This is a genomic window from Flavonifractor sp. DFI.6.63, assembly GCF_024462255.1.
Lineage (GTDB): Bacteria > Bacillota > Clostridia > Oscillospirales > Oscillospiraceae > Lawsonibacter_A > Lawsonibacter_A hominis.
On sequence record NZ_JANGBE010000141.1, the window covers coordinates 1 to 280 of the forward strand.

Consider the following 280-nt stretch of genomic DNA (forward strand, 5'->3'; position numbering starts at 1 on the left):
CGGACCACCGGCTGGTGGTCCGCCACGCCGATGGGCGTACAGGTCGTCAGGGTGACGCAGGCGTAGCCCTGATTGTAGATGGGGCCCCAGTTGCTGGGCTCGATGACCGCGGTGCATTCCCAAAGGTACTGGTAGATCTGCTCACTGTCCTGGAGGTAGAGGTAGTCTCCCTCGGTCAGGGTATTGATGACCACCCGGCTCTTCTTCTCCGGCCCGGCAATGACCTTGATCACCGCCTCGTGCAGATCCTGCATGCGGATAAACCGCTCCTGACGCCGGG

Annotated in this window: 1 protein-coding gene; it reads right to left on the reverse strand. The window is 62.5% G+C overall.

Features of this window, described 5'->3' with window-relative positions:
- Nucleotides 1-254 (reverse strand): hypothetical protein (locus NE547_RS18245; protein WP_370866868.1); only part of this gene is annotated, 254 nt, incomplete at its 3' end.
- Nucleotides 255-280: the final 26 nt, after the last annotated feature.